Origin of the sequence: Gimesia sp. (assembly GCF_048260065.1) — a bacterium.
Classification (GTDB): Bacteria; Planctomycetota; Planctomycetia; order Planctomycetales; family Planctomycetaceae; genus Gimesia.
In genome coordinates, this window is the sequence record NZ_JBLXHC010000025.1 from 13,814 (window position 1) to 27,932 (window position 14,119).

Annotated in this window: 6 protein-coding genes; 2 read left to right on the forward strand and 4 right to left on the reverse strand. The window is 48.9% G+C overall.

The features are described from left to right. Positions 1–22: 22 nt before the first annotated feature. The 4 genes from ACN0YN_RS28725 to ACN0YN_RS28740 all read right to left on the reverse strand — a co-directional run bounded on the left by ACN0YN_RS28725 (position 23) and on the right by ACN0YN_RS28740 (position 6,502). Positions 23–886 carry a polysaccharide lyase gene (locus ACN0YN_RS28725; protein ID WP_417388334.1) on the reverse strand — a complete coding sequence of 288 codons (864 nt, stop codon included), beginning with the start codon at positions 884–886 and terminating at the stop codon, positions 23–25. Between the two features lie 140 nt (positions 887–1,026). Continuing rightward, positions 1,027–1,731 (reverse strand): hypothetical protein, encoded by a 705-nt coding sequence (locus ACN0YN_RS28730; protein WP_417388335.1) that lies wholly within the window; start codon positions 1,729–1,731, stop codon positions 1,027–1,029. Positions 1,732–2,305: 574 nt separating this feature from the next. Further along, positions 2,306–3,652, reverse strand: a complete 1,347-nt coding sequence (locus tag ACN0YN_RS28735) for a DUF1501 domain-containing protein (RefSeq protein ID WP_417388371.1) — start codon at positions 3,650–3,652, stop codon at positions 2,306–2,308. A gap of 114 nt (positions 3,653–3,766) precedes the next feature. Then, positions 3,767–6,502, reverse strand: coding sequence for a tetratricopeptide repeat protein (locus ACN0YN_RS28740; RefSeq protein WP_417388336.1), 2,736 nt, complete (start codon positions 6,500–6,502; stop codon positions 3,767–3,769). A gap of 807 nt (positions 6,503–7,309) precedes the next feature. On the opposite strand from ACN0YN_RS28740, the gene ACN0YN_RS28745 reads away from it, so the two are divergent. Further along, positions 7,310–9,175: a family 10 glycosylhydrolase gene (locus ACN0YN_RS28745; protein ID WP_417388337.1), complete on the forward strand. Its 1,866-nt coding sequence runs from the start codon at positions 7,310–7,312 to the stop codon at positions 9,173–9,175. Between the two features lie 256 nt (positions 9,176–9,431). Beyond that, on the forward strand, positions 9,432–14,114 hold the full coding sequence (locus tag ACN0YN_RS28750; protein WP_417388338.1) for a protein kinase domain-containing protein: 4,683 nt from the start codon (positions 9,432–9,434) through the stop codon (positions 14,112–14,114). Positions 14,115–14,119: the final 5 nt, after the last annotated feature.

A 14,119-nucleotide genomic window follows, 5' to 3' on the forward strand; every position in this document is an offset into this window, starting at 1 on the left:
AAACCGTTTCAAAATGTATCGCTCATTGTCCTGACGGTTTTTTCAAATCAACCTCTCGCGTCGAGATTTCACTGAACAGGGTAAAGCAGGTACGCCGCGGTGCCCAGGAGTGGTTACTTCCACCATAGAAAGTCTGAAATAAAATACTGTCAACCAATATCTTATCAGTCCGCCGCCACTCCATGTCATCACGGGCAACGACGTGTTGGAATTGCTCTGTAGTACGATCTCCAATCCAGACATCAAGTCGTCCATCCGTCCGACCTGGTGTATTCATAGCCACCCGGATGCGTACCAGAATCGGCTTGCCAGTTTGAAATCGAAAGTCGGACGGGAACGAAAAACTCTCTCCGTACTTTTGGGGTTGATTCATGTGATACACGTATGCTTCGCCACGACCATCGGCCCGCCACATCAGCCGGGCGGAGAATCCATTTTTTCCATTGGCAGGATTACCACCCGTCACGGACTCGGGGCCTCCACACAAGCCCGGCAACTTCCCTCCTTTGACCCAGTCAAAATTTTCACTGAAGGTCACCTGATAAGCCAGTTCCACGGAATCCGCAGGTTGAATGGGTGAGCGCCAGCCGATGCCTCCCTTTTCCGGACCGATCTCACCGACAACATAATCAATCCGAAGAGCGGCCCCTCCGGGAGCCTTCACGATCGACAGATGCCCTTCTCGCACACCATCCTCATACTGACAACCGGGCCAGTCACGTTTCCATTGACTGACAGTACAAACGCCATACGGGGGTCGGATTTGAATCGTCCGCACCTCTTGTGCAGATAAACGATGCGTAACCAGCAACACCAGGAAGCTGAATAGAAACAGCCCGGCTCTGGTTCTATTTTGGGAAATACTCTTTTTACTGCTTACTTTCATCCTGATGATCCCAGATTCAGTAAAAAAGCTGTGTTGAATCATAATCTGGTTGAGTAACAGGTATCAGGATAGCTTAAATATATGGTTCCTGACACCTGTTATTGCTTTATTTCTACTCATATGATCTACACCTTCTGTAGCTACTCTTTTTCATTGTCAGCAGGTTTGATTGCAATCAGCGAAACAAGTGCGAGAACAAGGCCAATCAAACACGATGCAATGACATGCCAAAACAGCATCAGGAGAGTATTGTCAGAGATGATCAACTTTGGAGTCTCCCCAAAGAAAACCCGCCTGATTTCCAATTCATACCAGGTACCCAATGGGCAACCGATAGTTCCAAGACCCGATGGAAACGAACCATAAATATGGTATGAAAACCACAGAATGCAAAAAGGGACCAATGAACACAATATCCAAACCACGCGAAAACGTCTGGTTTTGATTGCCATCAGCGTAACAGGTGCGAGAACAAGGCCAATTAAACACGATGCACTGACATGCCAAAACAGCATCAGGCGAGTACTATAAGAGGCGATCGGCATTGGAGTACCCCCATAGAGAACACGCCTGAATTCCAATTCATACCATTCACCCAATGTGCACCAGATATAGTAAAGGCCCAATGTGCCATCGACAGTTTTATACTCCGATGGAAACGATGCACTAATCTTGTATGAATACAACAGAATGCAAAAAGTGATCAATGAACACAATAGCCAAACCACGCGAAAACGCTTGGTTTCGATAGCCATCAGCGCAACAAGTGCGAGAACAAGGCCAGATAAACACGCTGCACTGACATGCCAGAACAGGCTCAGGCGAGTATCATCAAAGGCGCGCATCAATTGTGTATCCCCAAAGAGGATCGGCCTTATTTCCAATGCATACAAAGTGATCAATGAATACAATATCCAGACCACGCGAAAACGTTTGGTTTTAATGAGACTCAAAATTATCTGCACGCCGCTCTTGTTAATGAGAACTGCTCCCTTTTTTAATTCCAAGGACTTGAAGAAGAATGAACACTTCCGATTATGATGACTGGCGAATCACCGGACAGGAAAAATACCTTAAGGACGCCATTTTGGAATTGCGTGAGTATTCCCCACCGAGTTCTGAATGGGAGCACGACCATTGCGAGTTCTGCTGGTCCAAGTTTTGCCGATCTGATGGGCCAGAGTGTCTACACGAAGGGTATGTCACTGAAGATGGTAGACATTGGATTTGTACTAGCTGCTTCCATCATTTTAAAGACCGATTTCGATTCTCTCTAAAATAAATTTAGTCCACCAGACTATGAATTTAAAGCACGAGATCCTGATAAGTTACAAGAAGGCATAAAAGGGGGTGTGGCAGATCGCTTGAAGCATTGGATCTGCCCCCTTAATTTATTACTTGAAGCAAAACCAACCGCCGTCAGATCAGTTCCCGAATCGGTGCCTGCTGTTCCAGCAGATATTGGGGACGACCGTTGTTGTCCGGGATGGTTGTCGTGGCGGCATCGATGCCCAGGTTATGGTATAGCGTGGCGAAGACTTCCTGCATATGCACGGGGCGGTCGACCGCGGCTTCGGCCCATTTATCTGTTGAACCAATCACCTGCCCGGCCTGCATTCCCCCGCCTGCCAGCAGGCCCGCATGCACGCGCGACCAATGATCGCGGCCTGCTTTCTCATTGATTTTGGGAGTCCGACCAAACTCACCCCACACGATAACCGTCACGTCCTGATCGAGGCCGCGTTCATGCAGATCTTCCACCAGCGCCGCCACGCCCTGATCCAGTAACGGAATCACTTTGCGGCCTCTGCCAAAGTTATCGCTGTGGTAATCGAAATCAGCGAAACTGCAGGTCACCATGCGGGCTCCCGCTTCCACTGCCCGCCGCGCCTGCAGGAAGCGGGACATCAGCGCCTGGTATCCCATCTTAGGATCAAAGCCGAGTACTTTGGGATCGTCGATTCCGTACCGGGCCCGCACTTGCGGGTCGACTTTTTCCAGGTCGAGCGCTTCCACCAGCCGGGATGACGTTAACACCCCTAAAGCCTGTTCGGTAAATTGATCGCTGGTTTCGCTGGCCAGTTTCTGATCGACGTTCCGCCGGTAGGTATCGAGTTCTTCCAGCAGTCGGGTCCGCTCGCGCAAGCGAATGGGGGTAATCTGATTCAGCGTCATGTTGCTCATCACTTCGCCATCAGGGCGAAACGGTGAATGTGCCATCCCCAGAAAACCGGGTCCTTTGATGTTGTAGGGATCATGGGCCATCTTCTGCGACAGATCGATATAAGGGGGCACAGCAGAATCAACGGGGCCCTGCAGTTTAGAGAGCGCCGAGCCCATGGACGGCCAGCCCCCCTGCGGTTTGGGATCTCGAAACTGATGTCCGGTGCAGCACTGAAATGAATCGTGTCTGCCTTCGGAACCCACCAGCGAACGGATGATCGAAAACTTATCCATCATCCCGGCGACGCGAGGCATCAACTCGCTGATCTGGATGCCGGGCACACTGGTCGCGATGGGTTGAAATTCACCTCGAATTTCGGCAGGTGCCTCGGGCTTCAAATCGAACATGTCCTGGTGCGGCGGTCCCCCATTCAGGAAGATCATGATCACCGCTTTATGAGCTTGACGCTGTGGATTCTGTTGCTCGGCCTGCAGCAATTGCGGAAGTGATAAGCCCCCCATCGCCAGCCCGCCGATCTGCAGAAAAGAGCGGCGGGGGATACGATCACAGAATTTTGTAGCAGAGCCTTCAATTCTCAACATCATTTATGTTCCAGAAAACCAGGAATTCTTCATCCCACACGGCGTTGAATGGCTCAATGATACACAGAAAACACATAAAATGATACTGATATTTCCCCCTGAACATGAACGGGGTTAGAGACTCTTTTGAAGTTTGCCCCGCGGTTTACCCTGGTCGCTGAGTGCCTGGATGCGGGAGAGTTCCTCCCCCCACTCTGATCTTATAGAACCAGTCAAAAGAGGCATTAATTGTTTGATGGCTTTGGACGCCGAGGGATAATCCTTGACGGCTGTATAAGTGGTCGCCAGGACGGAGAGTGATTCTTCCTGCTTGATCGGAGAAGCGTTCGCGATCCTGGCATATTTCACCGCCTGCTGTGCCAGGTCCGGATTTAAATCATTGGCTTCACCGAGAAGTAAACATGCCAGTTCCCGGTGGGCATCTGCATAAGAGGCGTTTTTGGAAATGGACTGTTCGAGATCTTTTCTGGCATGGTCCAGTTGATTTAATTTGATATATGCCATGGCGCGATCAAAGAACGCGTCGGGAGATTCCGGAAACAGTTCCAGCGCTTTCGAGAAATCCTGAACCGCTTCATTATATTTGCCTGACTGATGGAGCACGCGGCCACGTGCCATCCAGGCACAAAACGCTGTCTCCTCTTTTTTGATGGCTTCCGTAAATGCGGTCTCCGCTTCTGCGTACTCTTCTATGTTCTGATAACACTCGCCTAACAAAAAGTAAGTTCCAAAACTTGCGGAGTCGGGGAATTGCTCCATCGCGGCTTTCAATGCCTCCGCTGCCTGCTGATAATCTTCCGACGCCTTAAGGACGATTGCTTTCCCATAATAGGCTGAATCTTTTTTGGGGGCACATTTGATAGCGATTTCATAATCATCCAGTGCCTGCTGGTATGCGCCGCAAATCAGTTGCAAACGAGCGCGTTCTTCATAAATTTCAGATTCCCGGGCATAGACCGCAGACTGGCTGTTTAAAAAGGCAATGTCCATTTTATTAAGGGCATCGGCATAAGCGGCTTCGTCATTGAGTATCTCAGCCAAGCCCTGAGAGAGTTCATCATAGATTTTGCTTTTGCTTTTAAAAAGCTGCCAGACCATGCCCTGCTTCATGGCGGCTTTTCCCTGGTCCATTTTTTTCGTATAGGTAAACCGGTCGATGCTGCTGGGATGCGTGTCTGATTCATCAGTAGGTCGGTTGATAATTTCAACCAGCATGTATTCAATCTGATCCAGCGCGCTTAAGGACGGGCGGGCGTTCACGGGACCGAAGCTCAACGATGGCTGTTGTGTCTGAAGGATCTTCGAGATGCCTTTATTCATCCAGTAGTCGAACTCGAGAGAGCGACGGACAACATGACGCAAGCCTTCTTCAAAAGAGGCAGCGCCATAAGCTTTGACGGCCACCCGGTCGGCCAGGATCTCCTGAAGCCTGCTGGCGCCGAAAGTAATTCTGCTGAAGATGCGATAGTAAAATCTCAAAAAGTGAAATGCGATGTGCCACCAGCGAATCTGGCGTCGGTTTGTAATCGATTGTGCAAAGCGCTGCATCGCAATATCAACCCGCATCGCTGTCGCGCCGCCTGCCGTATCACGATTGAGAAAGTGACCATATTCATGAGCCAGGATACAACAGAAGGCATCGATCGAAAGACCGTCGAGGACTCCCACACCTAAATAAAGCACACGGGTTCCTTTGTCCCTGAATCGATTCAGGAGAGTCCCCTGCTCTGAAACAGCGATGGTGCAGGCACCGATGAGCCGAATCTGATCGACGGGCCGCGTGCCAACCTGCTTTGCGACTTCTTTAACCAGTGCCCACAGCTCCGGCTGCTCTGCTTTCGTAACTTTCCTGCCTGAAATCTGCTGATTCAAACCCACAAAGCAGGTCCAGATGCCACTGCAGGCTGTCCAGATCGACCCCAGACTCAGAATAAAAACCAGCGCCACCAGCCACAGGTTCAGGTAAGGAACATTGAGTAACGCATAACCCAGCGTCAGTGGTAAGGCGATGGAAACGACAACCAGTAGCGGTAAGGAAATATAGTAATACACGCTGGCAATCTGCACTAACAGTCGATAGGCAGAACGTAACAGATGATGTCCTCGGAGGGCCTGGGAAAGGTTTTCCGTTTTCAGAATACGCACGATGCGCGATGACATGAATTTGCCTGCAACGTACAACAAGGCTAATCCCGTCAACCACGCGAGCACCACGTATAACGTGATCCAGGCGTACTCCCAGATCCAGCGTTGTTGATCGATTGCCATTTTCAGCCACTTCGCAATACTCTCTTCAGGGACTCCCATTTCTCTTGCTTTGAGAAACTGCTGCTCGGCGGCTTTCCAGTTCTTATCCTTCAGGTCGGCAATTCCCTGAAAATAGTAAGTGTGTTTATCGTTGGGAAATTTCTGTTCCAGCGATGAGACGGCATTCCGAAATGCGGTATTGTTCTGGTCTTCTAACGAAAATTTGGCAATGGCGATCCAGGGAGTCGGATTCGTCACGTTCGTCCGTGTTTCAGCACGTGCCAGCTCTAATGCGCGATTCCGGTAGGTCTGGAGTAAACTGGCGGGCGCATTCCCCTGCTCTAATGTAGAAACTGCTGACATCAATTTTGAAAGCGAAGGGTTCTGCTGCAACTGTGAATCAATAATTGCCTGAGCCTGTCGGGTGTTTCCATTGCGGAGCAGTTGTTGTGCATTCTGCCATTGGCCATTCGCTGCGGGAGCGATTCCTGTATAAACACGCGTGGCGGGAGTCTTCCCGAATTCGACCCTGGGAGTGGCACGATTCGCATTTCGAAAGAGTGGGTTTCTAATTTGAGAACCCTGATTCGTCGAGCGATTCATAGAACCTGATGGGTTTTGCATCGGCGAGTTCGGCCTGCCGATGTTGGGCCCGTTAGAATTCGTCGGATATCCAGGACGATTCGTTGGCCTGGAATTATAGCCCGGATTATTGGGACGCGGATTGGGAGAGCCGGGCCGATTGCCATAATTTGGACTCGGCGAAGAGGGGCGAAAACTTCTGCCTCCCGGACTGGGTGCCGAAGGTCGCGAAAATCCGCCGCCGGAAGGTCCTGATGGAGCAGAAGGTGCAGACGGACCAAATTGAGTGTGTCCTGTATTATTCAATCCCAGCAAGAGCGCTATCGTCAACGGGATGTTCAATTTGAACGAATGAACCACTCTCTTTCTCCCACCGCTCGAGGATCCCAATAATGAATCAATGTCACCTCATGGTACCCCCGAGGGGTATGTATGTCTATCTGGCTTACAGGTTTCGGTTCCATTTTTTAAAACTGCTCAAAAAGGCGATGACAGCGAAGAAACATATCGGGTTGTACGTCAGGAACACCGCATGCGATCCAACATCCCGGCCACGCGTGGACGCCCTGTGAAAAAATCGAAGGTGACTGGCAGCGGCGCATGACAACGCGATTCAAGTCAGAAAAGCAGGATCAAGGATGGCAGGTGGAAACGGTCAACAGTATGATGAAAACCATACAGAGATCAGCGCTGCAGGCACGCTGTTACTGGTCACAATATCGTGAAACTGTTTTGAGAACCATCCCACATTACATCATGATCCTGTCGCCATACTCGATCCGTTCTACAGAGCAGTCCTGATACCTTTTCTATAACAGGAAACTCGTTATGAATGACAACATTGCCAGATTCATCAGGCTCGCGCTGTTTTGCGGTCTCATCACAGCTTCAGGGACATGCATCGTTGCTGCGGAACCGACAAAGAGTGTTGCCTCCAGCGGCTCCGTAACACCTGCTCAAAAACAGACTCCGCTGACGCACTCTGAACAGTGGCAGAACTCCAGGCAGGCAGAACGCATCACAGACCTGACGCGCTGCACCCCGGCTGACGCACTTTCAGAGGGTCGTCATCATGACAAATGGAAAGTGTTTGAATATGAGACTGCTGAGTTCTCGGGAAAATGTATCTCGGTCGGACGCGAGTCATCCGCGCCGGACCTGACCTTGAAGCTCGGTAAACAAGGCTGGCACGCCGTCTATATCGGGCTGAGTTCAATTACCGATCTCGTGCGACCTGCGAAGAATAATGTGGAGGCGAAATTCACAAGCGACCCTGCCTATACCCGACTGAGCAATCGACTCAATCTGGGTCCGCAACGCCGTGATATGCTGGAAGAAGTGTTTTTAGGTGCCGCCGACCTGACCGATAACGACCTGCAGTTCTCCACCGTGTACCAGATGCCTGCGCGAATCCATTATGTCAAAACGATTCCATTGACGGACGAGGAAGTCTCTCGATTACTGGCCGATCGTGCTCAAAAAGCAACCAAAACAGCAGTGGCTACCTTTGACGGTTATACCTGGATTCATCCCTTCCGCCCCCAGAATCGCGCCGATCTGGCAGCAACATTTTCCGCATATCGCGACAGTGATTTCAAGACCTGGTGGTTTCAGGTCGGAGGCGCTGACCTGGTCCATCACCCCAGCAAGACAGGAAACCTGATGGGAGGGCACCTTGATACGTTTCCGCGGGAAGTCGATCGCGAGTATGTCGAATCGGTTCGCCACCTGCATCAGCAGGGGATCGATCCTCTCAAAGTCGCTGTGGAGGAAGCGCACCGCCAGGATGCAGAAATTCTCATCTGCCTGCGTGCCGCCGGCTGGAAAGCAGCGCCGCCCTGGGAGGAATTTTTCATGAGCGAATTTTACGAAGCGCATCCCGAATGGCGCTGCATCGATTATGACGGTACACCCACGATGCATCTCAGCTACGCTGCCGAGGAAGTGCAGGATCATCTGATCGAAGTTTACCGCGAAGCACTGCAGCGCGGCGCTGACGGCGCAGGGTTTCTCTTTCATCGTGGCATGCCCATGATTCTCTGGGAAGAGCCGTTCTGTCAGCGGTTCATTAAAGAGTACGGCGAGAACCCCCGTAAACTGGCTGAAGATGACCCACGTGTCTTTGAGCTGCGCGCGACGATCATCACGGAGTTCGTGCGCAAGATTCGTGCGGTGCTGGATGAAACTTCCGCTCAGCGCGGAAACGACAATCGCCGGCTCAAACTGGCGGTTTCCACCTTTTCTTCCCGCGCAGACAATCAGAAGTTCGGACTGGATGTGGAACGTTGGATTGAAGAAAAACTGATTGATCAGATCGGCATTGCCTGGTTCGCTTATTATACCAGTGGCCTGAAATCGAAATCAGGCGACACCGCTTACTACGCGCGGATCACCGAGGGCACGGATGTGAAAATCTTTCCCTTTTATATTGGCTGGAAAATGGAAAGCGCAGACAGTCTGCTGAAGTCAGTCGCGCGGGACTATGACCAGGGGGCCGATGGAATCGCAGTCTGGGATCCGAATCAGTTCGTCACCTGGCAAAAAGGGCACAATCCTTATTGGCCGCTGCTTTCAAAACTTGGTCATCGCCAGCAAATTCAAAATGGCTCGTTAATCTTCAAACCCGCTGCCATTCCCCTGACCAGGCTCGGCGAAAATTACTACAGCCGCTGGTACCCGAACACCGGCTTTTAAACGTTATTGAAAAGTGATGACGTAATCATGATCGGAACACTTCCTCCGAAAAGAATGGCCATTTGTGCACATTCCCCCTAAACTCATTATCATTCACGACATGCATGCAATACAACGCATGACCTTTCCAACGTAATATAAGTCGATTTCCCCTCCACTATAACTACAAATAAAGCTTTGTTTTTATCAACAACTTCTGTAGAGTGTTATCACTGTCCCCATTTGTCCAGTTTAATTTCAAAATACCACATCACTTATGTCAATGCCTCTGGAACAATTTGTAGCCCAGCTTGAAGATAGCGGAGTCATCTCGGCTGCAGAAATCGCTGCCTTTCAAGAGTCGCATACTCCCCCTGCGGAGTCTGCCGAAGACCTGGGGAAGCTGCTGGTTAAGCATAAAAAAGTGACAAAGCTACAAGCACAGATGGTCTATCAGGGTAAAGGCGACCGGCTGCTGTTGGGCAATTATATCATACAAAAAAAAATAGGTGCGGGTGGGATGGGCGATGTCTATCTGGCAAAGCACAAACGTATGAAACGCAAAGTGGCTCTCAAAACCCTGCCCGCTAAAATGACTCAAGATCAGAGTGCGATTCGACGTTTCGAGCGTGAAGTAGAAGCAGCTGCGAAATTGTCACATCCCAATATCGTGGCTGCCCATGATGCTGATGAAGCCAATGGCATCCATTATTTTGTGATGGAGTATGTGGATGGTATCGATCTGTCAGCAGTTGTGAAAAAAGAGGGTGTGCTGCAGGTCGATGTCGCCGTCAATTATATTCTGCAAGCGGCAACAGGATTAGAATATGCCCATGAAGAGGGAATCATTCATCGAGACATTAAACCTGCAAACCTGTTGCTGGACAAAAAAGGCACGATCAAAATTCTGGATATGGGGCTGGCTCGGATTGAAGACGAAGCCCACGAGATTCCAGCGACGCAGCTGACACAAGATGGCTCGGTGATGGGCACCGTCGATTACATGGCTCCCGAACAGGCCAAGGATACGCATACCGCTGATGCCCGTTCCGATATCTACAGTTTAGGGTGTTCGCTGTATTACCTGCTCACAGGGGAATCAGTTTACCGTGGCAGCACCATGGTCAACCGAATTATGGCTCATCAGAACGATCCCATTCCTTCCCTGACAGGCAAGCACATCCTCATTTCTCAGGATGTGGATGCCGTGTTTCAGAAGATGGTTGCCAAGAAGCCGGAAGATCGATTTCAGTCGATGAGCGAAGTCATCGTCGCGATTGAAAATTGTATTCAGATGAAATCTTCTTCGACTGTCGCGACAGAACCTTCCGATCCAGAATTGCAAAAGTTCCTGCAATCGCAAAAGTTCGCATCCAGTCCAACCGTTGTCATGTCAGCGGATGCCATGGCGGCAGAGATACCGTTGACGGATACCCAAAACGAGAGCCTGACTTCTGGCTTTTTGAATAACACGCTGGGCGGCACTGTCTTTCAACCGTTACAGAAGCGAATGCAGTCCATCGGAAAATGGGGCTGGATTATTGCTGGCACTGTACTGGCATCGCTCATTTTACTGGCTGGTATTATTCTTAAGGTAGATACGTCCGCAGGGATAATCATTCTGGAGATTGACCAGCCTGAATTGGCGGGTGCTGTGGTTTCCGTTGATGACCAACAGAAAATCACCATCAAGGCGGGTAAAGGTACAGAACCGATTGAAGTGGTGGCTGATGAAAAAACACACACATTACAAGTGACCAAAGGCGGATTCGAAACATTTACAAAGCAGTTTACGGTGAATGCCGGTGGTAAAGAGACGATCAAGGTTCGGTTGATGCCGTTGAAGGTGGCTGAGAAGAAGATGCCATCTGCGGGTACTCCAGCTAAATCGCATTCTGCATTACGGTTCCAAAACCGCTCCGATCATGTGGCTTTACCGCTGAAGCATGAAACAGCAGGCGACTTGACAGTCGAAGCATGGGTCACCATTGATGAGAATACTAATCAACCATCAACTTATATTACAAATGTTAAAGAAGGGCATGGCCTCTTTCTCAGTCTTGCATCGAGTAGGGGAGATAATCAACAATGGGGTTCGACCATTCTGAATAATGGTGAATTCAGACTTATGCCTAGCCATTCCAAAGTCGAAATTGGGAAAAGAACCAATATTGCAGTCATATACAAAGGTAATGTTGCTCAAATTTATGTGAATGGTCACAAAAAAGGAAAGATGAATTTCAAAGAATTAGATATCCTAACAGATGGGCCCTTTTCCATTGGATGGGTGTCAAACCAGAATTTCAAAGGTTCCATCGACGAAGTACGTTTTTCCAACATCGCCCGCTACTCCGAAGACTTCACACCAACGGACCACTTTGAAAACGACAAAAACACACTGGCTCTCTACCACTTCGACGAAGGCACAGGTGATGTGCTGAAAGACGCTTCCGGCAATGGTCATGATGGCAAGATCTTCGGTGCCAAATGGGTGAAGGTGGATGATGAGTTGCAGGTGGCTGAGCCAGCCACGACCAGCGACAAGCCCATGACTGACCGTGAGGTTGCCGAGTGGGTGATTGGAATGGGGGGGTGGGTAAACACTGGCGGTAAGAATATCACCAAGATCGAACAGTTGCCGACCGAACCGTTTATCATCAACTTTTTAGACCTAAAAGGTACGAGAGTACAAGACGAGGATCTGAAACGCTTGGCTGGATTGAAAACCCTACCGAAATTGAATCTTGAAAATACTCTCGTTAGTGACACGGGACTTCAATATCTGAAAGACATCCCGTTAAACTATATTAGTTTAATCGGTACACAAATTACTGATAAGGGGTTCGGTTACCTCTCGAACATGCCAAGCCTGACAACTCTTTATGTTGGCAGCACCGCAATTTCCAATTCTGGTGTAGAGCAATTGAAAGACATGAAACAGCTTGAGAAGTTATCTTTCACTAATACACAAATCGACGGTGTTGGCCTTGGGCATCTCAAAGACTTGAAGAATTTAAAGATATTGGGTTTAGAATCAACGTCAATCAGTGATGTGGACCTGCAACATCTTCACGGTCTAAAGATATTGATTGTACTCGGTCTCAGTAACTGCAAGATAGCTGATTCCGGCCTTGCGTATCTCAAAGACTTGAAAAATCTAAAGGTATTGAGTTTAGATTCAACGCCAATCACTGATGTAGGCTTGAAACATCTTTCCGGCCTGAAGATGTTGCAGACTCTTGAACTCCAAAAGACAAAAGTCACCCCCCAAGGCATCGCTGACCTGCAAAAAGCCCTGCCGAACTGTAAGATTCTAAGCGATTTCGAAACGAAGCCTACAGTCTCAGCAAAAGGCAACTATGAGATACGGATTCAAAACGGTTCCGAATATGTGACCTTACCTCTGAAACATGAAACTGCAGGCGACTTGACCATCGAGGCATGGGTCACCATTGATGAGAATTCTTTTCGAGCACAAAGTTTTTTAACAAATGGATCCAATTTAAAAGGCTTCCATCTAGGTACTTCGAGACTGAGTCCCACCGGAGAAGATACTCAATGGACTACGAGTGTTTCGAATCATGGCAAATACCAGACTCTGCTAACCGATTCCAAAGTCGAATTGGGGAAAAGAACCAATATTGTAGTTACTTTTAAAGGAACTATTGCACATATTTATGTGAATGGTCACAAAAAAGGAGAATTGAATTTCAAAGGATCAGAAATTCATACAGATCAGTTCATTACAATTGGAAATCGGTTCAATAGACCCGATGGTATCCAAGGCAGCATCGACGAATTCCGCATCTCTAATGTCGTCCGCTACACTAAGGACTTTACACCAGAGAATCACTTTGAAAACGACAAAAACACGCTGGCGTTGTATCACTTCGACGAAGGCAGCGGAGATATTCTCAAAGACTCTTCCGGCAATGGACATGACGGCAAGATCGTCGGTGCGAAGTGGGTGAAGGTGGATGATGAGTTGCAGGTGGTTAAGCCAGCCACCAAAAGCGAAAAACACATGACTGACCGTGAGATTGCCGAGTGGGTAGTGAGTATTGGTGGAACACTAAGGGTAAATAATAAAGAAGATCGTATCAGTCGGTTGGAAGATCTGCCAAAGGAACCATTCTTTATAATTTCGATCAGTTTTAGTCAGAACGAGAACATGACAGATCACAGGCTTCGGTCAATAAAAGAGCTGAAGCACCTTGAGGGGCTTTATATCGAAGCAACACCTGTCACAAATGCGGGTATGCAGGATCTCGCTCAGCTCACCAGTTTGACTAAATTAGATATATCTTCCACTGCTGTTGGTGATGAGGGACTGCAATATCTGGCAGGGTTAGAGAAGTTGACCTATCTTTCAGTCCAAGCTACAAAAATTACAGATGTGGGGTTAAAGCACCTCACCAATCTACGGAACCTGACCAGCCTGAATCTTAATGTGACAATGACTGGCGATCAGGGTTTGGAATACATCAAAAACCTGATTAACCTCACTGTTCTAAATGGAGGTAAACTTACCACTGACGAGGGGCTCAAGCATCTAAGTCAGATGAAGCAGTTGCAAAGAATATCATTTGATGCTACCCGGATAACTGGCAGTGGACTGGTTCATCTACCCGATCCTGAAAAGCTGGTGAACCTGAATTTACAGGGATCTCCTGTCACTGACGAAAATCTGCAGAATGTCAGCAAATTCACGAACCTGCAAGTACTTTATCTACGTGGCACAAAAATTACGGATGCTGGTTTGAAATATCTTGAATCACTCAAACAGCTCAAAAATCTTACTCTTGAGGAAACAAAGATCACAGATACGGGTTTGAAGCATCTTGAATCGATGAAGCGATTAGAGTCATTGAATCTCCAAGAGACAAAAGTCACCCCCCAGGGCATCGCCGACCTGCAAAAGGCCCTGCCGAACTGCAAGATTGTCAGCGAGGAAAAATAAAAGGG